A 24,166-nucleotide genomic window follows, 5' to 3' on the forward strand; every position below is an offset into this window, starting at 1 on the left:
ACCAATGCGATCTCCCCAAGACAAGGTCATCATCACCTGCGCGGTGACCGGTAATCTGACGACGCCGGACCAGACGCCGCATCTGCCCGTCACACCCCGGCAAATCGCCGACGCCTGCCTCGGCGCAACGGACGCAGGCGCCGCCATCGTCCATATCCACGTCCGCGATCCCCTGACCGGGCGCCCTTCAATGCTGCTCGATCACTATGTCGATGTCGTGCAGCGCATCCGCGCCCGCAATCCCGAACTCATCCTCAATATCACGACGGGACCCGGAGGGCGCTTCGTGCCGTCGCCGAACGATCCGAGGGTCGCGGCAGAGGGCACCACCTTGATGGTGCCGGAGAAGCGGGTCGAGCACATCGCCGTGCTGAAGCCGGATATCTGCACTCTCGATCTCAACACCATGAACTCCGGACCTGAGGTGGTGATCAATACCCCGTCCAGCGTGCGCAGAATGGCCAAGGTCATCGCACAAGCGGGGGTCAAGCCGGAGATCGAGTTGTTCGATTCCGGCGATATCGCCTTGATGCGCGATCTGCTCGCCGACGGCACGCTGCAGGGGCCGATCCTCTGCTCGTTCGTGATGGGCGTGCGCTACGGTTTTCAGCCCGCTCCGGAAACGGTGCTGTATGCGCGGAACCTGCTCCCGCACGACGCCGAATTCACCGCCATCGGAATCGGCAAGGCGGCGTTCACGGCGGTCGCACAATCCTATCTGGCCGGCGGCCATGTTCGTGTCGGCCTCGAGGATGCGGTCTATCTCTCCCGTGGGCAGCTCGCGACCTCCAACGCCGAGATGATCGCCAAGGCGCGCCGCATCGTCGAGGATCTCGGGGGCATCATCGCAAACGTCGGGGAGGCACGCCGTATTGTCGGCCTGCCGCACTCGGCCAAGAGCGCGGCCTAGGATGCCGAGATGAACATCATGACCGAACCGAAAGCAATCGTCGAAGCGACCAGCGTGCGGCTCAATGCCAGGGCGGCCGATGCCGCATCGATTTCGCCCATCATCGAGCGCCTGCCTCTTTCGCGACGACCGGACGAGGTCGTGGTCGCCGTCGATGCCGCCGGCGTCAACCCATCCGATGTCAAGGCCGCGACGGGCCTGATGCCCTATGCGGTGTTTCCCCGCACCCCCGGTCGCGATTTCGCCGGACGGGTGATTGACGGGCCGCGCGAATGGGTCGGCAAATCCGTGTTCGGGACCTCCGGCGACCTCGGCATCCGCCGTGACGGCACACACGCCTCGCACCTCGTCGTCGAAATGGAGGCGCTGGTGGAAAAGCCTGCCGGCATCTCGATGAATGAAGCCGCCGGAATCGGCGTGCCGTTCGTCACCGCGATCGAAGGCTTCCGCCGGTCCGGCATGCCGAAACCCGGCGAGCATGTCCTCGTCATGGGTGTCAACGGCAAGGTCGGACAGGCGGCCGTGCAACTTGCGACCTGGCTCGGCGCCAACGTGATCGGCGTGGTGCGGAAGGACGAAGCCTACGATGGGCACAGCAACGCACCGATCGACATCATCAATTCCGCCACAACAGACGTCGCGAAGCGCGTGCTCGAACTAACCGGCGGCAAGGGCGCCGATATCGTCTTCAACACGGTCGGCGATCCCTATTTTCACGATGCCCATCACGCCCTGGCGAAGGCCGGGCGGCAGATCCTGATTGCGGCGGTCCACAAGCTCGTGACGTTCAACATCCTGGAGTTCTACCGCGGCCGACACACCTATGTCGGGATCGACACCCTCGCCTTCTCCTCGGTCGAGAGCGCCGACGTCCTGCGCAGTGTGCTGCATGGTTTCACAGGCGGGCTCCTTCGCCCTTTCCCGGTCAGGGACAACTCGATCTATCCACTCGCCGACGCCAAGGCAGCCTACGCCGCCGTAACCGGATCGGCGCGCGACCGCATCGTGCTGCGCCCGTGACCCTTTCCGCCCAGCCCTTCAGCCCTGCCGGCGCAGGAAGCCGGTGATCGTCACCTTCTCCCAGATGCCGGCCGATGCAAACGGATCGGCGCGGTTGAACGCCTCGACCTCGGCGCGGCCGAGTGCCTCGATCAGGAACATGCTGCCGATCATCGTCTCACCGTCGTCGGAGACCAGCGGGCCGGACATCACGATCTTCACCCCGAAGCGCGAGGTGTCGCTGAGGAAAGTCTTGTGCGCATCGTAATTGGCAAGCCGGGTCGGGAGCGCGCCAACACGGTCGATGGCATGAATGGCAAACAGCATGAAAACTCCGGTCAGAAAACGGCACGACCGCCACAAACGGCCGTGGCCGGGTTCGATGAGCGCAGTTGCACCGATCAGGCCGTCGCTTTCGTCGCAACCGGCGGCTCGCCCGACCAGGCGCGCGCGATCAGGTCGCGGATGGCGTTGCGCTCGAGCGGGCGCGGATTCCAGTAGGCGTTGGTCACGGCAAGGTCGGCCGCCTTGTCGATGCCGCTCTCGGGCATGCCGATATCGCGCAGTGCCAGTTTTGCGTTCAGGTGCCTGGCGAGATCGTAGAGCCCCTGCGCCGCATCCGCCGCGCCGATCGCGCGCGAGATCCGCTCCATCGCCTCGGGCACTGCGGGCGCGTTGTAGGCCAGCGCATGCGGCAGCACGATCGTGTGTGTCTCGGCGTGCGGCAGATCAAATGTGCCGCCGAGCGTGTGGCAGAGTTTGTGATGCAGCGCCATGCCGACGGTGCCGAGGCATACGCCGCACAGCCAGGCACCGTAGAGCGCGTCACCGCGCGCGGCACGATCGTCAGGCCTCGCGGCAATGGCGGGCAGCGCGCGCGCAAGGGCACGGATGCCTTCTTCCGCCATCAGCGTGGTGACAGGATTGGTATCGCGCGCATAGAGCGCTTCGACTGCGTGGGCAATCGCGTTGATGCCGGAGGTGACCGTGAGGCCCACGGGCAGCGTCAGTGTCAGATCGACGTCGTAGATTACCGTCTCCGGCAGCACTGCCACGTCGCGTATCGTGGTCTTGGCTGCGTCCCTGGTTTCGCCGAGGATCGGGGTCATCTCCGAGCCGGCATAGGTGGTGGGGATGCAGAGTTGGTTCACACCGGTGCGCAACGCCAGCGCCTTGCCAAGCCCCGTCGTCGATCCACCTCCGAGAGAAATGACGCAGTCAGCATCGCACGCCCGCATCGTGGCCAACGCCTGCTCCGTCACCTCGACCGGCGTATGCATCGTGGCGCCGGCGAAGATGCCGGCATAGAGCGGGCCCAACGTCGTGCCGAGCCTAACGCCCTGGGCTTCCTGCTGCGGCGTGGTCAGCACAAACGCACGCCTTGCGCCGAGCCGCTCGAGTTCGGCCTTGGCGGTACCCAGCGTCCCGGCGCCGAACACGACCCGGCAGGGTAGATTCTCGAAAGTGAACGAACCGATCATGCGCCGGTCTCATCTCGGATGGGATAATCGACCTGGAAGCGGCCGATCCGCAAGTCGCCAAGCTCCTCCCGCACGCGCAAATGTTCGGGGTGGGTGGCATAGGCCTTCAGCGCCGCGCCGTCAGTGAATTCCGAGAGCAGAACGACGTCGCAGGCATAATCGACATCGCTGACATCGAGGCCAACCTCAATATGGGTGAGTCCGTCGATCCGGCCTTTCAGGCCCTCGAACAGGGTTTTGACCTTGATCCGGGCCGCCATGCGCTCCTTGGGCGTCTCCCCGCGCAGTCGCCACATCACGATGTGCTTGATTGGGCTCGACATTTCCCTGACTTCCTCGCCCACCATTGTTGGCTCGGTCCATTTTGTCTTGCGCATATCGGAAATAAAGACCACATTTTGCAAGTCTCTTTTCCAGATTGAGGAAAAATGGACCGTCTGCTCCAGCTCGAGGTCTTCTCGAGAACGGCCGAGCTTGGCAGCCTCTCCAGGGCCGCCGAGAGATTGCGGATGTCGAATGCAGCCGCGAGCCGGCATTTGAGCGCGCTGGAAGAACGGCTGGCGGTCCGCCTGATCGAGCGCAACACGCGCCGGCAATGGCTGACGGAGGCAGGGCAGGAATTCCTTCAGCGCTGCAGCACGCTGCTCAACGAGCTCGCCGAAGCCGAGGACGCCGTGAGTGACCGCGCCTTGTCGCCGAACGGCATGCTGCGCGTCACCAGTTCGCTGTCATTTGCGATCATCTATCTGGCGCCAATGTTGCCCGCACTTCGCGCGCTCTATCCCAATCTGAGCGTCCAGATCATCGCCGCCAACCGCTATCCCGATTTCATCGAGGCCGGCATTGACGTCGCGATCCGCACAAGGGAACAGGAGCCGGACTCGAACATCATCGTCCGGCGCATTGGCCAGACCAGGCGCGTACTCGCGGCGGCGCCGTCCTATCTGGCGAGCCACGGCCGGCCGGAACATCCCGCCGATCTCGCGCGCCACAATTTGCTGATCTACAACCTGGCGAACGATCCCTACTCGCTCCGGCTCAGCAAGGGTCAGGCCAAGCAGACAATCCGCATCACGCCTGCGCTCGACAGCAATGACGGCCAGGTGATACGCGGCGCGGCGTTGGGCGGGCTCGGCATCCTGATCCAGCCGCTCTATATCGTGCAGGACGACATTTCCGCCGGCAAGCTCGTGCCGGTTTTAATGGACTGGGCGCTGCCGCCGCTCACGATGAACATCGCCTACCAGAACCGCACGCGGCTCCCGGTGAAGATCAGGGTGTTCACCGATTTCCTGTTCAATCATATTCGCAGGAACTCCGATCCGGGAATCTGGATTGCGCCGAAGGAATAGACTGCGGACGCTCGCACCGCTGCACATTCAGTTGCCTGAACGCGGCGGCCAAAGCCTTCGGCAAGTGCGGCATCCTGCGATGATGTGCGCACCGGTTGCCATGGAGGCCGCTTCACCTCTGCGGCCGGATCTGCTCATACAGCACCCGCACGCGAATGGTGCCGTGAATGGCCCTCAGCTCGGCCAGCAGTTCCTCGCCCTCGCCGCCGACAACGTCGGTCTCGAGCACGACATAGCCGACTTCCGGATCGGTCTGCAGGTATTGCGCCAGGATGTTGATCCCGTGCCGGGAGACCGCGTCATTGACCTGACGCATCACGCCGGGAACGTTGCGGTGAACATGGATGAAGCGCGTGCCGGTCGGCCGCGCCGGCAATTGCACCTGCGGAAAATTGACCGCGCCCAAGGTCGAGCCGACATCGGAATAATCGATCAGCTTGCGGGCGACCTCGCCGCCGATGCGATCTTGCGCTTCCTCGGTCGAACCGCCGACATGCGGCGTGAGGATCACGTTGGACAGGCCCTGCAGCGGTGAAGCAAAGCGATCCTGGTTCGACGTCGGCTCGACCGGAAACACGTCGACCGCAGCACCTGCAAGCCGGCCGTCACGCAGGGCGCTTGCCAGCGCATCGAGATCGACCACGGTGCCGCGCGAATTATTGATCAAATAGGCCTCCGGCTTCATCAGCCGAAGCTGCGTCACGCCAATCATGTTGGCGGTGGCCGGCGTCTCCGGCACATGCAGTGAAACGACGTCGCTGGCCGCGAGCAAATCGTCCAGCGTCTCGACCGGCTCGGTGTTGCCGTGGCGCAATTTGTCTGTGTGATCGAAATAGATCACGCGCATGCCCATGGCTTCCGCGAGATTCGACAGTTGCGAACCAATGTTGCCGTAACCGACGATGCCGAGCGTCTTGCCCCGCACCTCGCGGCTGCCCTCGGCGGACTTGTCCCAGCCGCCAGCATGAGCAGAGATCGAACGTGGAAATATCCGGCGAAACAGCATGACTATCTCGGCTATGGTCAATTCAGCCACGCTGCGGGTGTTGGAGTATGGGGCGTTGAATACGGGAATTCCGAAGCGTCGCGCGGCGTCAAGATCGACCTGATTGGTGCCGACGGAAAAGCAGCCAACCACCATTAGCCGGTCAGCGGCCTCCAGAAGCTCCGCGGTCAACTGCGTTCGCGAGCGGATTCCCAACATATGGACGCCGGAAAGTGCCTGCTTGAGTTCGCCGGGACCCAGCGCCTTGGGCAGACGTTGCAGCTCGGTATAGCCATTGGCCTCGAACATGCGTACCGCCGAATCGTTCACGCCCTCGAGCAGCAGCACGCGTATCTTGGTTTTGGGAAGGGACAACATCGTCGAGACTGGCCTTCGTCGTTCCAGGGTTCGCTCTCGCAAGAGCTACCATGGGCAACCTCGAACAGCCACGTGTTAATATGTGACAAGGCCCGGGCCATTGACCCGACCGATTTGAACCGCCCGGCCACCTTCGACTAAGGCGCGAAGGCCGAGCGGCGTCCCGGCGGACCGGGCCTCCAACGGGAGGCCGGGCCTATCGTTCTCGCAACGATTCCTGCTTGTACCTCGCCAGCGGCGAGAGCAGGTAGCTGATGATCGTGCGTTTGCCGGTCCTGATCTCGACCGTCACTGCCATGCCGGGGCCGAGCTTGAGGATCTTGTCCTCGACCTGCATAAACGCGCGATCGAGCGAAATGCGCGCGGCATATTCGAGCTCCTGGCCCTTCGGCTCACTGCTGCTCTGCGACTCGCCGGACGCCGGATTGTTCGACCCGCCCTGTTGCCTGTCACGTGTGATGGCATCCGTCGACACGCTGAGCACCTCCCCATGCAGCAGCCCATAGCGTGTGAAGTTGAAGGTATCGACCTTGATCTCCGCGTTTTGTCCCGGATGGACGAACCCGATGTCGCGGTTGGAAAGCATGGCCTCGATCTCGAGATGGCTCTCGCTCGGAACCACCACGGCCAGTGCCTGGGCCGGCGTCACCACGCCTCCCACCGTGTGCACGGCAAGTTGCTGCACGACGCCATCGACCGGTGCGGTCAACTGCTGGAGTTTCGTGCGTTTCTCTGCCTTGATCACCTCCTGCTGGGCACTCGCAGCCTTCTGCTCGGCCTTCGACAGTGCGTCATAGATCGCACGACGATACTCCGCAGCGGTCCTATCCCGGGTTTCCTTCAGAAGAGCGATGGCCGCATCGGCTTCGTGCAACCGGCTCTGCTGCAGGTTGAGATCCTGCTGGAGCCCGACCAGCTCCTGATACTCGGAGAGATAGACGACCTTCGAAGCAAGCGCCTTGTCGACCAGAGTCTTGCGAATGTCGACACGCTCCTGCAGCACAGGGATTGTCGCCTGCAACTTCGCGACACTCGCCATCGTGGTCGCCCGCTCCGCCTCTTTCTGGCCCTGCTGGCGCTCGATCTCGGCGAGCTTCGCGTTCTGTTCGGCGCGCTGGCTGATCAAGAACTGACGATGCATCTCGATCTCCGCGGCGCTGGCGCTCTGCGGCGGCCGGAAGGCGGCAAGCGGCTCGTCCGCCAACGCCGCACGAAGTCGCGCGACGTCGAGCTCGGCAGCCAGATGGTCGCTCTTCTGCCGCTCCTGATCGGCCTCGGTCATCGTCGGGTCGAGCTCGATCAGGACGTCGCCGGCCTTCACGCTCTGTCCGTCGCGAACGTGGATCGCACGGACGACGCCTGTCTCGAACGGCTGGATCAACTTGGTGCGCCCACCCGGCACGACCTTTCCCGTTGCGGTGGCGACAATGTCGACGCTGCCGACTGACGCCCAAACCAGCGCCACGCAGAAGATCGCGATGATGCACGCAGCGATCGCGCGCCCGACTGGCGATGGCGGCCTCTCGGTGATCTCGAGCGCGGCCGGCAGGAACGCAATTTCCTGCGCGCGGCGACGCTCGGGCCGAGGAAATGGAACGATGTTTCGACCAGGGGACGTCATGGATGATGGATACCGGCTTGCAGGTAGTGAAGGTTTGCGTAACGCCCGTTGGTGCGGATCAACTCCTCATGGCTGCCGTCCTCGACGATGCGGCCATGCTCGATCGTAATGATCCGGTCGGCCTGGCGCACGGTCGAGAGCCGGTGAGCGATTACGAAGACGGTCCGGCCCGCGGAGATACGTTTCATGTTCTGCTGGATGGCGCGCTCGCTTTCGTAGTCCAGGGCGCTGGTGGCCTCGTCGAAGATGAGAATGCGCGGATCGCTGACGAGCGCGCGAGCAATCGCAATACGCTGCCGCTGCCCGCCGGAAAGGCTGCTGCCGCGTTCACCCACGACTGTGTCATAGCCCTGGGGCAGCTCGAGAATGAAGTCATGGGCGCCGGCGAGCGTCGCCGCCTCGATGACCCGCTCCATCGACATGGCGGGATCGGCGAGCGCGATGTTCTCGCAAATCGAGCGATTGAAGAGCACGTTCTCCTGCAGCACGACTCCGATCTGGCGTCGAAGCCACGTCAGATCCACCATCGCCAGGTCAACGCCGTCGACCAGCACACGTCCGCTCTCCGGCACGTAGAGGCGCTGTATCAGCTTTGCGATGGTGCTCTTGCCCGAGCCCGAGGAGCCGACGATGCCGACGACCTGACCGGGCTCGACGCTGAACGATACGTCGTGCAGCACCTCGGGGCCGTCGATGCGGTAACGGAACTTCGCATGTTCGAACGTCACCTGCCCGCGGATGGGCGGAAGCGCGGCGCGAGCACGGCTGAAGCTTGGTTCGGGAATGGTGTTGAGGATGTCGCCGAGGCGATCAATCGACAGGCGGGCTTGATGGAAATCCTGCCAGATCTGCGCCAGCCGCAGCACCGGCGCGCTCACGCGCGCTGCCAGCATGTTGAACGCCACGAGCTCTCCGACCGTCAGGTCGCCGCCGATCACCAGCCTGGCGCCGAAATAGAGCGTTGCCGCGACGACCAGCTTGTTGATCATCTGGACCGCCTGGCTTGCAGTGTTGTTCAAGCTGAGCACGCGAAAGCTGGCGTCGACGTAGGCCGCAAGTTGCTCCTCCCAGCGGAGCTGCATCTGCGGTTCGACAGCCATGGCCTTCAGCGTCTCGACGCCGGTCACGCTCTCGACCAGAAAAGCCTGGTTCTCGGAGCCGCGATTGAACTTCTCGTCAAGGCGGCGTCGAAACAGCGGCGCGGCGCCCGCGGAAATGCCGATATAGAACGGGAACGATGCCAGCACGATCACCGTCAGGGTCGTCGAATAGTAGAACATCACCGCCAGAAACACGACGGTGAACAGGAGATCGATGACAAGCGTGAGTGCCGAGCTCGTCAGGAACTGGCGGATATTCTCGAGCTCGCGCACGCGCGCAACCGAATCGCCGACGCGGCGGGTTTGAAAATACGCGATCGGCAGCGCCATCAGGTGACGAAACAGCCGGGCGCCAAGCTCAACGTCGATACGGTTGGTGGTGTGCGCAAACACATAGACACGCAGCGTGCCGAGAACGGCTTCGAATACCGTCAGCACGACGAGACCCGTGACCAGGACATCGAGCGTGCTCATGCTTCGATGCACGAGCACCTTGTCGATCACCACCTGGAAAAACAGCGGGGAGATCAGGGCAAAGACCTGCAGGAAGAACGACGCGACCAGCACCTCACCGAGAAGTCGGTGATACTTGTGGACGGCACCGAGAAACCAGCTGATATCGAATCGACGTGACAGGTCGGTCAGCGCCGCCCGCCGCGCCATCAGGATGATGTCGCCGTTCCAGATCGCCTCAAGTTCGGCTTGAGTCATCGTCTCGGGTTGCGGCGACAATGGGCGCTGAACGAGAAGCTTGTCGTCGATGACCTTGCCCAGAATCAGGAAACCACCGTCGCGCAGCAGGGCAATTCCCGGCAACGGCGTTACCGCAAGCCTGTTCCAGTTCGACCGCTGCACCTGGGCCTTGAGCCCGAATTCCTTGGCGCAGCGCAGGATTTCGGTGGCGCCGACCCGCGCCGTGCCCAAGCGGTGCCGAATTTGACCGGGATCTGCCGCGATGCCGTGGCAGCGCAGCAATATGGCCGCGGCAATCAGCCCGGACTCGTCGCCACTCTCAGGTTGGGTGCTCGCCGCCTGGAATTCGGCGTTCGCCTGTGCCGCAGTATCGCTTCGACCGCCGACACCCGCGCGCGCCAGGAGATCGCGCATACGCATGACGTTATCGCGCACACGCATGAAATCGCGCACACGCATGAAGATGTCGCCGGCACGCCGCGCCAGATCATGCCCGTTGAAACCGAGGCCGGCGAGGAAATGAAGCGTCCGGCTTGCGAGATTCTGGGATCCGGCCAAGATCAGGCGGCCATCCCAGATTTCCTCGAATTCTGCCCGGGTCAGCGTTTTCGGATGCGACGCGGCCGGATGCAGCACGAGTGCCTCCGTGTTGTCGACCCTGCCGAGAAGCAGAAATCCGCCGTCACGGAGCGAGGCGATCCCGGGCAGCTGGATGCTCGCAAGCCGCGGCCAATGCGTCGTGTGCGACCGGACCTTGACCCCGAGTTCGCGGGCGCAGCGAAGCATCGTGCGGATGCCGAATTCGGCGTTCCCAAATCGATCCCTGAGCTGGTCGGGCTCCGCGTTTACGCCATGGAGGCGCAGGAACAGAGCAAGGGCTCGAGGCCCGAGATCTGCGGCGTTGTCATTCCCGTACTGCATCGCCATTCTGGCTTGTAACCTTTCGCGGCTACCTCGCCGCGTTGGACGTCCTTCTCATGCATTTCCTGAATCGACATTCGGCACCCGGGCGGCAAGCGCCCGGATACCGACGCGGATCAATGTTGCGGGCGGGTCAGGACCCCATCATGAGCGAAGCCTTCCCCATGCGAAATCGCAGCTTCGATCTGACCATGATCGAGCCGACCGGTGTTGCTGGCCAGATGCTGGTTCAGCAGGGCAAAGCCATGGTTTACCAGGCTAGATGTCGCGCCTGGGGCGGTCGTGGGCGCAGGATCCGTCACGGTAATGGTCTGTGATGCGGAACTCGCAACGGTGCCGGTGACGGAATCCTTCCCGGTTGCGGTCAGGGTGAGCGTCGCGACCGGAGTGCCGGAGCCCCGGTAATACGAATGCAACGTCAGTCCGCTGTTGACCTCCGCGGCCGTCAAGGTGACGTTTGTTCCGCTGAACGTACGACCATCGAGCTTATCGGTGATCGTTTCATAGCTCGGCAAGCCCTTGATGTTGACCGTTACCACATCGTGGGGATCCGTCGTTGACACGTGCGTCCCAAGGCCGACCGTGCCGCCTCCCTCGGTGACCGTGAGCGTCTTGTCCGCGATTGTAAGGACGGGGAGCGGCGAGGTAGGCGAAGTTGCGGAGGTCACGGAGAGTGCATTCGCCGCCATCAGCCCGGTCGATGTCTTCACCGCGAGCCCGGGGAATGTCTTCACCGCGCCCCAGAGGTGTGCCGGGGTACCCAACAAATCCTTGATGCTGGCACCGTTCGGCAGATTGACCCCGGTGATGGCGAGTGCCGAGGTGCTTTTGTCTGTCGATTTCACCGTGGTGCGGAAAGTGAGCACGTTGGTTCCGGAGCCGCCCACATAGGTAGCGGTACCGCCATCGTTCAGAGCCAGCGTCGGCGTGCCGGTCACCTTCATCGTCTCCCAGAACCTGAGAGCCAGCGTGATGGTGTTTCCGACGACCTCAGTACCAGTCTTGGGCAACGCGGTGACACTCGCCACCGCCGGATCGGTCGGGTCGACCTTCAGACCGGTGAACGTCTTCACCGCGCCCGACAGCTTTGCCGCAACGCCCGACGAATCCTTGATGCTGGCACCGCTCGGGAGATTGACCTTGGTGATGGCGAGCGCCGAGTGGGCGGTGTTGTTCGAGGCTATCGTTGTGCGGAAGGTCAGCGTGCCAGTCCCCGACCCGCTCAGATAGGTCGCGATGCCACCGTCGTTGAGCGACAGCGTCGGCTTGCCGGTCACCGTCACCGCCTTGTTGAATGCAAGAGTTAGCGTGACGGTGTTTCCGACGAGCGCTGTGCCGGTCCCGGGCACCGCAGTGGCCTTCGTCACCGCCGGCAGAGTCGTCGTCACCACCGGCGGCGGCTTCGTCACCACCGGCGGCGGCGTCGTCACCGGCGGCGGGGTCGTCGGGTCGATCTTCAGACCAGTGAACGTCTTCACCGCGCCCGACAGGCTTGCGGCGACACCAGAGAGATTCTTGATGCTGGTGCCGGTTGGGAGATTGACCCCGGTGATGGCGAGCGCCGAGGTGGCGGTGTTTGTCGAGGCCACAGTGGTGCGGAAGGTCAGCGAACTTGTCCCCGAACCGCTCACATAGGTAGCTGTGCTGCCGTCGTTCAGCTTCAGCGTCGGCGTGCCCGTCACTTTCACCGCCTCGTTGAAGGCGAGCGACAATGTGATCGTGCTACCGGCGGCCTCAGTGCCCGTTCCCGGAGAGGCCGTGGCTTTCGTCACCGCGGGCTGGATCGGTGCTGGCAGCGGGGTCGAAGACACGGGCGGAGTCGTTACCGGAGGAGTCGTTACCGGAGGGGTCGTTACCGGAGGTATTGGTTTACTACCTACCCCCGTCCACCCGACCGCTGTCGAGCCAGTGACGAGCGTCAAATTGCGAAAGTCGGCTGTCACAGTCTGGTTAGGACCTGCGTTCCGATAGAGGCCTTCTTCCCAATAAGTGGAAGCCCCATAGCCCAGCGGGCCCGAATAGTTGACCACCTTGGTGCCGTTGACCGAGAGGCTCAGGTAGCCGGCGCTGGTATTGCTGACATTGGCCTGGATATCGATGTTGTAATACTGTCCGGGCACAATCGGGTTCGGGTCCGTCCACAGCGTCAGCATATGGAGGTCAGGGGACCCGTTGCTGGGATTCCCGCCGGGGAGCGCATAGCGCGCGACAAGCTGCAGATGATTGCCGTCAAGTTGCATCGCGAATGGAGGCGAGGTATGCACACTGGACCCGAGAGCCGGATCGTCATTGTGCATTTCGCCAACAACGAACCAACTTGCCGTGTTCGTAAACGACCCGTCGGATCCATTCGGCTGGACCATGAATTGATAATCGATACCGATGGGAGTTCCGGGCTTGATGAGCGGATCGGCGGCGACCTCGTCGCGATCCACCGATGACGAATCGAACCAGGCATAGTCACCGGGCTTAAGTTGGAATTGCAGCGTCTGGGCATCGGGGCTGCTCAGGCTGTAGCTCCTGCCTGCCCCCTGAACCTCGTAGGAATCACCACCGATGGTAAAGCGAGTTCGCGGAGAGGGCGTAAACGACGCAATCGTGCCGGTCGTATCCAATTCGGGCCTCCATCGAGCAACTTAGCTGCTTCTCTTTGAGGTTGAGAAAATGTAATTCCACTGCCGTGCATCACGAAGGCGCGCGACACACCGCATGCCCGCAGCGGTTGGCTCCGCGAGCACATTCCAAAGCTTCCCAGTCTCGGACTGCGAGCCGACTTCAATACAGCGGGAATCGGGCCCCCCCGACTGCTGAGTCGGTTGGTTAATGAGCAAAAATGGCGAAAAAACTTTCAAAGTGTGATTTAAGTATACCTGAATAGCGCCGATATTCGCCAATTCACGGCGAGCCGAGCCAGAACGTGCCTAACCGACCAGTCGAGGTCTCCAGCTCGACCTTTCCGTCGGATTGCGCCCGCTAGAAGCTATCAATCGGGGCGCCGTTGGCGCGTGATCTCGTTACCTCGCGGCGCAATCCGAACCGGCGCCTGTGTTGCCCGGCAACCTAAGCGATCTGGCGGCTGCAACTGAGCGCTCCTGTGCTGCCAGCGAGGTCTTTGTGGAGCGATCCTGTCGCCCGAACCAATGAGCGGCCCCGGTCGCTCGTCTTCCCCAGCAATAGCGAATGTGGGGCTTGGCGTCCGCGTTGCGGACCGGAGAGGCTCGTTCATCACCGGTGTACTCACAATTGGGTAGCCACTCGGCCCCCAGCAGCAATCCTTTTGCTTGCAGTCGCTCGCATCGCCTCAAGGCTATTGTACCGGAGGAAGGCGGGTGAAGTGCGATGAAAATTGCTGTGTTCGGACTTGGTTACGTCGGCTTGACCGCGGCCGCTTGCCTTAGCAGGCAAGGCCACGAGGTCGTCGGCATCGACGTCAGTGATGAAAAGGTGGCGATCGTCAATGCCGGTAAATCGCCGATCACGGAGCCCGGCCTCGACCAGCTTGTCGAACGTGCTGTCAGGCGAGGTTTGCTGAGCGCGACGAAGGATGCGACCCCGCATCTCGACAGTTGTGCCATGGCGCTCGTCTGCGTGGGGACGCCCAGTGCGCCCGACGGATCTCACAATATGAGCTTCGTCGTGGAGGTTTCCCACCAGATCGCGGAGCTCATCGGCTCCGCTCGCACAACGGCGCTGACCATCGTGTTTCGCTCCACGATGCGGCCCGGTACGATCGAAGAACTGGTGCTCCCGATTTTCGAGAACGCGTTGCGCGAACGGATGGATCTGGTCGAGCTCGTCTACAATCCCGAATTCCTGCGCGAGTCGGTCGCCATCGAAGACTTCTTCAATCCGCCGAAGATCGTGATTGGGACGAAGGACGGAAGACGGTGCGAGGCACTTGACGAATTAAACGCAGAAATCAAGGCGCCCGTCTTCTACACGACTTATCGTGCAGCCGAGATGACGAAGTTCGTCGACAACACGTTTCACGCCGTAAAGGTTGCCTTTGCCAACGAAGTCGGTCGCGTTTGCGACAAGCTAGGCATCAGTGCGACCACAGTTCATAAGATATTCATCTCCGATACGAAGCTCAACATCTCGCCCTATTACCTGAGGCCGGGTGGCGCGTTCGGAGGCTCCTGCCTGCCGAAGGACGTTCGCGCACTGCAATACATCGCAAGCGACGTCGGAGCACACACTTGCCTGGTGGATTCGGTTCTGAGGTCAAACGATGAGCACAAGAACTTCCTGTTCGAGAATTGCGTGAAGGCAGTCCCGGCGGGCGGTCAGGTGCTCATGCTGGGACTTTCCTTCAAGGATAACAGCGACGATCTGCGCGAGAGTCCCAATATCGACCTGGCTCGAAAATTCCTTCAGTCGCACATCGGCTTGTCGATCTACGATCCCCACGTCGAACCGTCAAAATTGCTGGGTCAGAATCTTGGCTATGCATTCTCCAATTTGCCCGCACTTCGCAAACTGCTGATCTCAAAGTCGGTAGCCGAGTCCGAGCTGTTCGACCTTGTCATAGATAACCGAGGATGGGCGAAAAACATGGCATTGCGCGCCAGGCGGGTGATCGATGTTGACACCCTATCGTGACGGTGACGATGCAACCATCCAGCCCGATCAAGCGGGGGTTGCGAACCTATTCAAGTCGACTGGCGCCAACGGCGAGCTGTGTGAATTGGCGAGTCCGGATGCCGTTTCTGCGGGATTGGCTGGCGCGGCGCCGGTGGCGCAGCCCCGGCTCAATGCTGCGGTTCGCCGCCGGGTGCTCATCATCGTCGAGAATCTTCCGGTACCGTTCGATCGACGGGTCTGGTCGGAAGCCGCCACGCTGTCGCGGCATGGCTATGAGGTCTCCGTAATCTGTCCCAAGGGACCGCGCGCAACGGCTTCATTTGAAGTCATCGACGGAATTGCCATCTATCGCCACTGGCTGCCGAGAGAGAGAGGCGGGTTGTTAGGCTATCTCGCCGAGTACAGCGCCGCGTTATTTTGGGAGTTCGTGCTGAGCCTGAAGATTCTCGCGACGCGCGGGTTTGATGTCGTGCACGCGTGCAATCCGCCGGACCTCATCTTTGTGGTTGGTGCATTTCACAAGCTTCTATTCGGCAAGTCCTTCATTTTCGATCAACACGACATCAACCCAGAGCTCTACGAGGCCAAATTCGGGCGACGTGGCTTTCTGTGGCGGGTGATGGTCCTGCTTGAACGGATTACGTTTGCACTGTCCGACGTATCGATAGCGACCAATCACTCATATCGCACCATTGCCCTTGAACGAGGGCGGATGGATCCGGACCGTGTGTTCGTTGTGCGCTCGGGTCCAAACCTTTCACGCGTTCGGCCGCTTCCGCCGAATCCCGTCTGGAAGAAGGGGCGGAAATTCCTCGTCGGATATGTGGGTGTTATTGGAAGGCAGGAGGGGCTCGATCTGTTGCTGGAGTCGATCCGGCACATCCGCAGGAAACGAAACCGCGACGATGTTCAGTTCGTAGTTGTCGGGAGCGGACCGGAATTGGATGAAGTCAAGGCACTTGCAACGACCCTTGAACTGGACGACGTAGTTACGTTCACCGGCCGCGTGGATGATACGACACTGTTCACCATACTCTCGACGGCAGACGTCTGCGTCAATCCGGATCGCCCCAACGCGATGAACGACAAGTCAACGATGAACAAGATCATGGAGTACATGGCTCTGGGTAAGCCCATTGTTCAGTTTGACCTCACCGAAGGACGCGTTTCGGCCGCAGAGGCATCCCTCTACGCAAAGTGCACGGACACTGCCGAGTTCGGCGACAAGATATTGGAACTTATCGATGATCCCGTCCGCCGCAACGCTATGGGCGCGTTCGGCCGGAACCGAGTCTACGGCAAACTCGCCTGGGACCACGAGGCGGCCAAGCTTTTAAGTGCCTATGAAAAAGTATTCGAACTTAGAGAAGTTGCTGAGCAGGCGACCGAGCCTGCCTAGCTTCGTAGCGATCCCGAGAGCAAGCATGAGCACACCAGGACGTTCATATGTCGGCCACCTGATTGTCGTCCGAATAGCGTAGCCATGTGCGGAATATTTGGATGGGTTCTTGGGGCCGGAAAGCATCAGGAACGCAAGACCCTGATCGGCCTTACCGACCTGATGTTTCACCGAGGACCGGACGGCTCGGGCTACTGGCTTCACAAAACAGCCGACGAGCGATTTCAAATCGGCCTCGGTCACCGCCGGCTTTCGATCATTGACATTGGTGGCGGCGCCCAACCAATGTCGAGCGAAGACGGCCGCTTCACTTTAATCTTCAACGGCGAAATCTACAACTACCTCGAACTGCGTCAGGAGCTCGCATCCCTCGGCCATCGCTTCCGCACAGACTCAGACAGCGAGGTGCTTATCGAAGCGTATCGCGCCTGGCAACTCGATGCCGTTCGCAAATTTCGCGGCATGTTCGCCTTTGCGCTGTGGGATGAAGCATCGCAGCGGCTGATACTTGCCCGCGATGCTTTCGGCAAGAAGCCACTGTTTCTTTCCGAGATGAAGGAGGTTCTTCTCTTCGCATCGGAGATCGCGCCACTCGTTCAGTTTCCGGGATTTGACCGAACGTTCGATTCCGAGGCCCTCGGCCACTATCTTCTCAATCGCTATGTTCCGGGTCCTTCGACGTTTTTCCGCGGAGTGAAGAAGCTGCAGCCCGGTCACTATGCTGTATGGGAAAGCGGAACACTAAAAACGACACGCTATTTTACGCCCCCGGTTGCGACGACGGTGCCGGCGGTCAAGACGTTCGGTGATGCAGTTCGCTTGTTTGACGAGACATTCGACGAGGCCGTGCGAATTCGCATGCGCAGCGACGCGCCATTCGGCGCCTTTCTTTCCGGTGGCATCGACTCGTCGGCGGTCGTGGCAACCATGGTCAAGCACAGCGCGGAGCCTGTGCGAACTTTCTCGGTAGGCTTTCAGGAAGCGGAATATTCGGAGCTCGATCATGCACGAGCCATTGCACGCCGGTTTGGTACGAATCACAACGAAATATTCGTCGAACCCGACTCCTTCATGGAACACTGGTCAACCGCCGTCCTGCGCCGCGGTGCTCCCGTAAGCGAGGCCTCCGACGTCCCGATCTTCATGCTCTCGGAGATGGCCTCCAGTAGCGTCAAGATGGTGCTCACGGGAGAAGGCGCAGATGAGTTGATGGGTGGATATCCGAAGCATCGGGCTGAGCGATGGATCGGCCTGTACCAGTTTCTGATGCCACACTTATTGCACGAGCGGCTGATCTATCCGCTGGCGCGGTCATTGCCTTATGGGATGCGGCGCCTGAAGATCCTTGCTTTGGCCGCGGGCGAGCGCGACCTCGTGAACCGAATGCGAGTTTGGTTCGGTGGTCTTTCGGTCGGCGAGAGCGAAGCAATGCTCGGTCGGCTCCTTTCGGCAACGCCACCGGATCTTTTCCCCTATTCGTCGGACACGGAGTCCGGCCTGCGGCGTACGATGTTCTTCGATCAGACATCCTGGCTTCCAGACAATCTGCTGGAACGAGGCGATCGAATGATGATGGCGGGATCGATCGAGGGCCGGATGCCATTCATGGATACGGCTCTGGCCAACGTCGTGGCACGGTTCCCGGACGAATTTCTGACTGGCGGAAGGGGTGGCAAGACGGTGCTGCGCGCGGCGATGGACAAGATCTTGCCGCGGGAAATCGTGCGACGAAAAAAGGTCGGTTTCCGTGTGCCGGTTGGAAACTGGTTCAGAGGTCCCTATCGTGAGTTCTTGCAGGGCATGCTGGGCGAAACCTCCGGCATAGCCAGGATGTTGAGCGCCCCTAAGCTTCGCATACTTGTGACCGAGCACCTTGACGGCCGGCAGAACCACGAAAGGGTTCTTTGGTCATTGGTAAATCTCGAGATCTTCCTGCGCACATTCAAGGTAGCGATATGACATCTACCGGCTCCTGCCTTTTGAATCCGTCGCTAACTTGCAAGGAACAGATCGAAAAGGCTCGCTTCAGCGAAGCGAAATCCGAAGAGACGTCGGCTCGTCCGCTTCACGTCGTCGTTTTCACCCCCCTTGGCGAAGGTGGCCAGGGAGGCGTTGATCGCATGATGGACGGACTTCGCAGCGCACTGAAAATCGATCGCTTCGCTAACCTTAAGACCTACTTTTTCACCACTCGAGGTCCTGGCTCGATATTTTTGTCGCCCCTGTTTCTTGCACATGCAATCATACGCTTGTTGTTACTTCGGTTGCTTGGACGAGTAGACGTCGTCCATATCAATCTTTCAGCCTTCGGCAGCGCCTATCGCAAGCTCATCCTGGCCCGAATCTCGAGCATTTGCCGATTGCCCTATGTGTTGCACCTGCACAGCGGGCAGTTCGATCATTTCTGGGATTCCCGGAAGAGAATGCTCAAGAAAGAAATCGACCTGATGTTTTTAAACAGCCAAGGAATCGTCGTGCTCGGCTGCTATTGGAAAAAGGTTGTTTCCGACAGACTCCCTGCCTGTTCCGGAAAGGCAGTTATTGTTCCGAACGCCACTCCAACAGCCGTCAGCAACGGTCCAAAAGTCATGCGTGAAGCGGCCAACATCTTGTTTCTAGGGCGACTCGGGCCAGAAAAAGGTGTGCCGGAACTTGTAGCGGCTCTTGCGCGGCTGGGTTCCAACTCTCGCTGGAGGGCCACGCTTGCAGGTGACGGGGCGGTAAACGATACGAGGGCCGCAGTTGTACGAGCAGGCCTCGGCGATCGTACATCGGTGCCTGGTTGGGTGGATTCAGCGCAGGTCGAGACACTGTTGCAGGAAGCCGATATTCTGGTGCTTCCGTCCCTCAGTGAAAATCTTCCGATGTCTGTCATTGAGGCTTTGGCTCACGGTGCCGCCGTCATTTGTACCCCAGTCGGGGCGCTTCCAGAGATCATCGAGCACGAGAGGACTGGACTGATCGTCAAACCCGGCGATGTCGAGGGGCTTGCTTCCGCACTGGGGCGCCTCATCGAAGATCCGGACTTCAGACGACGGCTCGCGGAAAACGGGAAGGCATTACATAAGGCGCGGCTAGACATTGAAGTCTGCGCGGAACGCCTCGTCGCGATCTGGACCGAAGCAGCCCACGCGGGAGAGCGCTGACATGCGTATATTGCACTTTACCGATTGTCTGCGCATCGGGGGCAGAGAACGACAAATTGCTGAGTTGATGAAGGGACTCCGCGTTCACCGTGACATCGAGTCGTTCGTCGCAGTTGCATCGGAGGAGACTGCGGATGATTGGGAGATCGACCGACAACACGTGCAGATCATTCCAATCGTCCGAAGAAGCAGAAGAGATTTGCGCATTTTCAAGACTTTGTACGAGCTGGTCACCAATCTGAATATAGATATCGTTCACTCCTGGGGCTCGATGTGCTCCGTTTATGCAGCGCCGGTCGCGAAACTGTGCGGCGCAGCTTTCGTCAATGGCTTTGTTCGAGACGCGCCGCATATGACGCTGTGGAACAAGCACTATTTGAGGGGTAAACTGACCAGTCCGTTTTCAGACGTCGTGGTCGCCAATTCGCGCGCCGGCCTCGCCGCCTACGACATTTCCGAGCGCAGGGGTGTATGTATCTACAATGGATTCAATCCGGAACGGGTCCTCAACTTAACGGACGAGGCGGAGCTTCGACGCACGTTGGGACTCACGACCCCCAACATCGTCGGGATGGTCGCTAACTTCACGCCCTATAAAGACTATGCGGTCTTTGTCGAAATGGCACGGCGCATTTGCCAACTTAGGGACGATGTTACTTTTCTGGCTGTCGGCGACGGTCCGACGTTTTCGCAAATGCGCGATAGCGTCCCGTCGGGGCAATTGCCGCGCTTAAAGTTTCTGGGGCGGCGGAATGATGTAGAAAACATCGCTAATCTCTTCACCGTGGGAGTTCTCGCTACCAATAGCCGTCTACACGGGGAGGGCATTTCCAACGCGATTACAGAGATCATGGCGCTGGGTAAGCCAGTTGTGGCAACAGACGATGGAGGCACTCCTGAATTGGTCCTGGATGGGCAGACGGGATTTCTGGTGCCGAGCCACGACGCTGACGCGTTGACTGATCGTGTGCTCAGACTCGTCAATGACGTTGAGCTGGCCACCAGACTTGGTATGCAAGGTCGTCGGCGTATTGAAACAACGTTCTCGCTCGACAAGATGACCAACTCCTATCTCGGCCTTTATCGCGGGTTGATGGACAGGGCCGGCACGCGCGACTCGCGTCGAGGGGCTATTGCCAGAGGTGCAAGAGCCGGCGTGGAGATTTGCCAGGACTCGGATGCGAGCGGGGGATCCAAATGGAAGTGATAGCGTGAGTATCGACAGAAGAGTGCACTATCGAGATCGTCGTTTGTCCGAGATTGCTGCTTGTCGCGATGCTCTAAACGCATCAATCATGTGAGGCGCATTTTGGACTCTGCTTTGGGTCGACTTGTCTGGTACCGGAACCGTCTGGCAGCAATGAGTGCGGCGGAGATTGTTCATCGGGTCGTCGAGACTGCCACCAAGCAAACTGCGCGCCGGCACAGTGGCGGCTGGGAAGCGGTAGAGCCAGTTGGGCCGCTGGCGATAATCCCGGGCATTCGTTCCCGCATTGCCGCCTCTTCACCAGATCTATCAGCCCTGACAGGCCTTGAAGCCGACAACATCCGCGCTGGAGACTTTTGTTTTCTCGGTGTGCGCTGGCCGGCACCTTCGTCGATGCCACCGGATCCGACGTTCTGGCGTATCGATCCCGAGGACGGCGAGCCATTTCCGCAATGGGACACCTATGCTTTTGACATTTCGTTCCGACATGGCATCGACACGCGGGAAATAAAGCGCGTCTGGGAGCTCAATCGGCTACAGTTTCTAGTTCCTCTCGCAGCCGATGGAGCGCTCAGGAACCAGGACCAGCCCGCGCTTTTGGCCCGTATGGTGAGGTCATGGATGGAGGGCAACCCACCCTATCGTGGACCAAGCTGGATTTCAGGCATCGAACTCGCACTTCGTACCATTTCGGTCGCGTTGGCGCTCTCCATTCTCGGGGTTGATTGCCTTGACAGCGTCACGCACGGAGCCCTGCTCCGCTTCTTCTTTGCGCATGTCGACTGGATCAGGCGATTTCCGTCACTCAATTCGTCCGCCAACAATCATCGGATCGCCGAGCTCGCGGGCATGATTGTCGGTACGATTATGGCTCCGGGATTTCCCGGTGCAGTCGCATTGCGCGAGAATAGCTGGCGCGCGCTACTCGCCGAGATTGATCGGCAGATTTGTCCGGACGGTGTAGGTGCTGAGCAATCTCCCGGCTATACTGCGTTCTCGATTGAGTTGTTCCTCGTTGCGGCCGCTGCACTTGGGCGCGAAGGCAGCCTGCCAGCACCGACCGTGGATCGGCTTTCGGCGTGGTCGGAGCATTCCCTTTGGTTGATGGACACCGGCGGCAAAGTACCTGCCATCGGCGATTTCGACGATTGCCGAGTCATCGCGACCACACAAACGCCTGAGTCAAGATACGTTGCGTCTATTGTCGCAGCCGTTTCGGGTTGCGTTGGGCGCCCGGATCTCGCGCCGCCGGCCAAAGATCCAGGCATACGCGACGTGATCCTAGGATCTGCGCAGGTATCGTCAGCACAACCTGTTGGAATGCGCCTGTTTGCGAGCGGGGGCTACTCAGTGTTCCGAAGCGGGCACAAGGATCCTGTCGTTCTTACGTTGGATCACGGACCAGTTGGCTACCTGTCAATCGCAGCTCATGGCCACGCAGATACGCTTTCCGTCTGGCTATCTGTAGGCAACCAGCCTGTGCTCGCAGATGCCGGCACATACCTATATCATTCGAGCAGGAACCTGCGGGATCTGTTCAGGGATACGGCGGTCCACAATACCTTAAGTCTCAACAGCGTCGGATCGAGCCGCCCATCCGGTCCCTTCAATTGGGCCAGCAAGGCGAATGCCCGTCTCGTATCGTCCGAAAGTGCTCCAATTGCGCGGGTCGTGGCCGAGCATGACGGCTACGTCGCGCAACATGGCACAAGGCACCGACGTGCAGTGGAATTTGATGACGCTTCAAGGTTCACGATTGTTGACGAACTCCTCGACGGTCCCGTGGACAAGAGCGTTACCGTATCGTTTCTCCTGGACCCGAGCTGCCAGTCAACAGTCGCACAGGATCGGCGCGAGGTATTGATTACCCACGGTGGTCGTCAACTCATTCAAATCGCAAGCGCCGGCCCGCTGAAGGCCAGAGTCGTTCGAGGCGACGAAGCAACAGGACTTGGCTGGTTGTCACCGTCTTTCGGCGCACGCATACCTACCGATCAGATCCTTTTCGAAGGGCATCTCGACAAACCCTCGACTATCACGATCAGCGTGCTGCAAAACGGATGAGTCCAAGTCGAACCGACTTTCGATTTCCAGATCGATTGTCCTTCGAGCTGTATTCGATCATGCTCCGCTTGCGCATGAGCCTGGCCCGGCGCCGACGGGCGTGGCGCTATCCAGCATGGGGCCTTTTGGGTTAGGAACAAGAGGCGTCAAAGCGGCAATTAGCTCGCGAGCTTTTACCGCAGGCGAATGATTGGCCCTAACATAGATCTGACATCGTTGCGCGAGCGCGTTGTATTCGTCCGCGTCCATGTCCCAAATGGCCTTCACGGATCTGGATAGTCCCGCCTCATCCTCGGCCGATCCGCCGAGGGCATGGCGCAGGACGATCAAATCGGGATCGACCGGCCGGCGCGTCACCACGGGTGTGCCCGTGGCCAGAGCCTCCAGGAACACGTTTGAGAAGCCCTCGTAGCGCGACGTGCAGAGAAGCATCGCCGCCTCTGAAAGAAATGATTGAATATCCGCCCGCCGGACATAGCCGACCAACTCCACATTCGGCAGTTGGCGCAGGCCGTTCACGGCATCCAACGTCGCCTGATCAGCATCTCGGGACGGAGTTCCTGCCACGCGGAATTTGAGGCTCGGAAGTTCCCGGGCAAGCTGTAACAGCAACGGCAGATTCTTTGGATAGCGGAAGACGCCGAGCCAGGCGACATAACCACGTTTCGCGCGCGGCAAAGGGGCAGTCGCATTTTCCGCCATTTCAATAGGATTATGGATAACGTGAATGGGCTTTCCTGGAAATTGCGCTGCCAATTGGTCGCGTTGATACCCGTTCTGACAGAGGAATCCAGCCGATCTGTGCTGGCCCCAGGAATAGGATAACTGCTCGTAACGTCGAAGGCCGATCTTGTATCGTTCGTCGACGTCCGCATCGCTTACGACACGGTAGACGAACGGGATCCCAAGTTGGCTGGCGATGACAGCCATGATGCCCGTTTGCACCCCCCGTGCGCCCATAACGATGATGTCCGGACGATAGCGGCGGGTGGCCGCCCACACTTTGGGAATATATGAATAGAACCACTTCGCAACCCGCACGCCTCGCGCGGGGTCATAGGTCTCGATAAGCCTGATTTGCGGGCCCGGACCAACATGGTCCAAAGCGCCCTTCCAGGTGAGGACCGCGGTTTCGTGACCGGCGTTCTCGAGCGCGCGAAGCCAGATGGAAAGTTCGATGGCCCACCCGCCGATCGGATAGTTCTCATCCTTCAGCAGATAGGGAAGCGTAAAATCTATCGAAAGAATTCGCACTTGAAGCCCTGAGCAGCTCATTGCAACAGCAAGCAAAGCCATCAAAGTGTAATTCCGCTCTGCCGCGGCTCA

At 60.5% G+C, this 24,166-nt stretch carries 17 protein-coding genes and 1 pseudogene; 9 read left to right on the forward strand and 9 right to left on the reverse strand.

Annotated features, from left to right (window positions below; translation table 11 throughout):
* The first annotated feature begins 4 nt into the window (after positions 1 to 4).
* Positions 5 to 910 (forward strand): 3-keto-5-aminohexanoate cleavage protein, encoded by a 906-nt coding sequence (locus JQ586_RS19920; protein WP_212396300.1) that lies wholly within the window; start codon positions 5 to 7, stop codon positions 908 to 910.
* Between the two features lie 9 nt (positions 911 to 919).
* Positions 920 to 1,930 carry a zinc-binding alcohol dehydrogenase family protein gene (locus JQ586_RS19925; RefSeq protein WP_212396301.1) on the forward strand — a complete coding sequence of 337 codons (1,011 nt, stop codon included), beginning with the start codon at positions 920 to 922 and terminating at the stop codon, positions 1,928 to 1,930.
* An 18-nt stretch (positions 1,931 to 1,948) separates the two neighbouring features.
* Here JQ586_RS19925 and JQ586_RS19930 read toward each other — a convergent pair whose 3' ends face one another.
* The 3 genes from JQ586_RS19930 to JQ586_RS19940 form a co-directional block, all read right to left on the reverse strand.
* A complete protein-coding gene (locus JQ586_RS19930) occupies positions 1,949 to 2,236 on the reverse strand; it encodes a YciI family protein (protein WP_212396302.1) in 288 nt (95 codons plus the stop codon).
* A gap of 74 nt (positions 2,237 to 2,310) precedes the next feature.
* Complete coding sequence (locus JQ586_RS19935; RefSeq protein ID WP_212396303.1) at positions 2,311 to 3,390, reverse strand: maleylacetate reductase; 1,080 nt, start codon at positions 3,388 to 3,390, stop codon at positions 2,311 to 2,313.
* Positions 3,387 to 3,713 carry a Dabb family protein gene (locus JQ586_RS19940; protein ID WP_212396340.1) on the reverse strand — a complete coding sequence of 109 codons (327 nt, stop codon included), beginning with the start codon at positions 3,711 to 3,713 and terminating at the stop codon, positions 3,387 to 3,389. Before JQ586_RS19940 ends, JQ586_RS19935 begins: the two co-directional genes overlap by 4 nt.
* 105 nt (positions 3,714 to 3,818) lie before the next feature.
* Between JQ586_RS19940 and JQ586_RS19945 the strand changes: the two genes are divergently transcribed.
* A complete protein-coding gene (locus tag JQ586_RS19945) occupies positions 3,819 to 4,742 on the forward strand; it encodes a LysR family transcriptional regulator (RefSeq protein WP_212396304.1) in 924 nt (307 codons plus the stop codon).
* Between the two features lie 112 nt (positions 4,743 to 4,854).
* On the opposite strand, the gene serA is transcribed toward JQ586_RS19945, so the two are convergent.
* The 5 genes and pseudogenes from serA to JQ586_RS19965 form a co-directional block, all read right to left on the reverse strand.
* Positions 4,855 to 6,105 (reverse strand): phosphoglycerate dehydrogenase, encoded by a 1,251-nt coding sequence (gene serA / locus JQ586_RS19950; protein WP_212396305.1) that lies wholly within the window; start codon positions 6,103 to 6,105, stop codon positions 4,855 to 4,857.
* A 196-nt stretch (positions 6,106 to 6,301) separates the two neighbouring features.
* Positions 6,302 to 7,726 (reverse strand): HlyD family type I secretion periplasmic adaptor subunit, encoded by a 1,425-nt coding sequence (locus tag JQ586_RS19955; protein ID WP_212396306.1) that lies wholly within the window; start codon positions 7,724 to 7,726, stop codon positions 6,302 to 6,304.
* Complete coding sequence (locus tag JQ586_RS19960; RefSeq protein WP_409334488.1) at positions 7,723 to 9,939, reverse strand: type I secretion system permease/ATPase; 2,217 nt, start codon at positions 9,937 to 9,939, stop codon at positions 7,723 to 7,725. The genes JQ586_RS19955 and JQ586_RS19960 overlap by 4 nt, the downstream gene beginning before the upstream one ends.
* 192 nt (positions 9,940 to 10,131) lie before the next feature.
* A pseudogene (locus JQ586_RS41560) lies at positions 10,132 to 10,446 on the reverse strand (cysteine peptidase family C39 domain-containing protein); the annotation flags it as partial.
* A gap of 110 nt (positions 10,447 to 10,556) precedes the next feature.
* On the reverse strand, positions 10,557 to 13,055 hold the full coding sequence (locus JQ586_RS19965; RefSeq protein WP_212396308.1) for a heparin lyase I family protein: 2,499 nt from the start codon (positions 13,053 to 13,055) through the stop codon (positions 10,557 to 10,559).
* A gap of 724 nt (positions 13,056 to 13,779) precedes the next feature.
* On the opposite strand from JQ586_RS19965, the gene JQ586_RS19970 reads away from it, so the two are divergent.
* The 6 genes from JQ586_RS19970 (at position 13,780) to JQ586_RS19995 (ending at position 22,840) form a co-directional block, all read left to right on the forward strand.
* Entirely contained in the window at positions 13,780 to 15,042 is a 1,263-nt protein-coding gene (locus JQ586_RS19970) for a nucleotide sugar dehydrogenase (RefSeq protein ID WP_212396309.1), read from the forward strand.
* Positions 15,023 to 16,423, forward strand: a complete 1,401-nt coding sequence (locus JQ586_RS19975) for a glycosyltransferase family 4 protein (protein ID WP_212396310.1) — start codon at positions 15,023 to 15,025, stop codon at positions 16,421 to 16,423. The genes JQ586_RS19970 and JQ586_RS19975 overlap by 20 nt, the downstream gene beginning before the upstream one ends.
* 84 nt (positions 16,424 to 16,507) lie before the next feature.
* Positions 16,508 to 18,382: an asparagine synthase (glutamine-hydrolyzing) gene (gene asnB, locus JQ586_RS19980; protein WP_212396311.1), complete on the forward strand. Its 1,875-nt coding sequence runs from the start codon at positions 16,508 to 16,510 to the stop codon at positions 18,380 to 18,382.
* On the forward strand, positions 18,328 to 19,569 hold the full coding sequence (locus JQ586_RS19985; RefSeq protein WP_212396312.1) for a glycosyltransferase family 4 protein: 1,242 nt from the start codon (positions 18,328 to 18,330) through the stop codon (positions 19,567 to 19,569). The genes asnB and JQ586_RS19985 overlap by 55 nt, the downstream gene beginning before the upstream one ends.
* Position 19,570: 1 nt before the next feature.
* Entirely contained in the window at positions 19,571 to 20,776 is a 1,206-nt protein-coding gene (locus tag JQ586_RS19990) for a glycosyltransferase (protein ID WP_212396313.1), read from the forward strand.
* 102 nt (positions 20,777 to 20,878) lie between these two features.
* Positions 20,879 to 22,840, forward strand: a complete 1,962-nt coding sequence (locus JQ586_RS19995) for an alginate lyase family protein (protein ID WP_212396314.1) — start codon at positions 20,879 to 20,881, stop codon at positions 22,838 to 22,840.
* A gap of 57 nt (positions 22,841 to 22,897) precedes the next feature.
* Here the strand turns inward: JQ586_RS19995 and JQ586_RS20000 are convergent, their stop codons facing one another.
* Complete coding sequence (locus JQ586_RS20000; protein WP_212396315.1) at positions 22,898 to 24,136, reverse strand: glycosyltransferase family 4 protein; 1,239 nt, start codon at positions 24,134 to 24,136, stop codon at positions 22,898 to 22,900.
* Between the last annotated feature and the right edge of the window lie 30 nt (positions 24,137 to 24,166).

The organism is Bradyrhizobium jicamae, from assembly GCF_018130215.1.
Lineage (GTDB): Bacteria > Pseudomonadota > Alphaproteobacteria > Rhizobiales > Xanthobacteraceae > Bradyrhizobium > Bradyrhizobium jicamae_A.